A 1,263-nucleotide genomic window follows, 5' to 3' on the forward strand; every position below is an offset into this window, starting at 1 on the left:
GACCGGATCGGCCGCCGCAGGATCTTCGTGGCAGGCCTGGTGATCTTCACCCTCGGCTCGGTGCTCTGTTCGCTCGCCCCCAGCCTCGAACTCCTGGTCGTCTTCCGCATGGTGCAGGCCGTCGGCGGCTCCATGCTCAACCCCGTCGCGATGTCGATCATCACCAACACCTTCACCGACCCGCGTGAACGGGCCCGCGCCATCGGCGTCTGGGGCGGCGTCGCGGGCATCTCGCTTGCGGCGGGCCCACTGGTCGGCGGGGTGCTCGTGGACTCGGTGGGCTGGCGCTCGATCTTCCTGGTCAACCTGCCGGTGGGCCTCGCCGCACTCTTCCTGACCCTGCGGTACGTCCCCGAGTCCCGCGCCCCGAAGCCGCGCCGCGCCGACCCGGTGGGCCAGCTCCTCGTGATCGTGCTGCTCGGCGCGCTGACGTACGCGATCATCGAGGCGCCCCGAGCCGGCTGGACGTCGCCGCTGATCCTCGGGTTCGCGGGCGCGGCGGCGCTCGGCCTCGTCGGACTGCTCCGCTACGAGCCACGCCGCGCCGAGCCCCTCATCGACCTGCGCTTCTTCCGGTCGGCGCCGTTCAGCGGGGCGACGGTGATCGCGGTCTGCGCCTTCGCCGCGCTCAGCGGCTTCCTCTTCCTGTCGACGCTCTACCTCCAGGACGTGCTGGGCCTCGACGCGCTGCACGCCGGGCTGTGGATGCTGCCGATCGCGGCGATGGCCCTGGTCTGCGGCCCGCTGTCGGGCCGCCTGGTGGGCGGCCCGGGCCCGCGGATCCCGCTGCTGATCGCGGGGGTGACGATGACGGCCTCGGGCGTCCTGTTCGCCGCGTTCGACGCGGCGGCCTCGGACGGTACGCGCCTGATCGGCTACGTCCTCTTCGGCCTGGGCTTCGGCTTCGTGAACGCGCCGATCACCAACACCGCGGTCTCCGGGATGCCGCGCGCCCAGGCGGGCGTCGCCGCGGCGGTCGCCTCCACGAGCCGCCAGATCGGCACGACCCTCGGCGTCGCGGTGATCGGCGCGGTCCTGGCGTCGGGCGTCGCCGCCTCCTCGTACGCGAAGGACTTCACACCGGCGAGCCGCCCCGCCTGGTGGATCATCGCGGGCTGCGGACTCGCGGTGCTGGTGCTGGGGGTGGTGACGAGCGGGCGGTGGGCGCGGGAGACGGCGAGGAGGACGGCGGAGCGCCTGACGACGGACGCCTGACGAGCGCCGGACGCCGATCGACCGACACATGACATGACAGATGACAGA

At 72.9% G+C, this 1,263-nt stretch carries 1 protein-coding gene; it reads left to right on the plus strand.

All coding sequences use genetic code 11. The features are described 5' to 3' along the window. Positions 1-1,215, plus strand: a 1,215-nt coding sequence (locus tag AOK03_RS36990) for a DHA2 family efflux MFS transporter permease subunit (protein ID WP_055569759.1), incomplete at its 5' end; no start/stop codon positions are given. Between the last annotated feature and the right edge of the window lie 48 nt (positions 1,216-1,263).

The sequence above is a fragment of the Streptomyces atriruber genome, from assembly GCF_001418325.1.
GTDB lineage: Bacteria > Actinomycetota > Actinomycetes > Streptomycetales > Streptomycetaceae > Streptomyces > Streptomyces atriruber.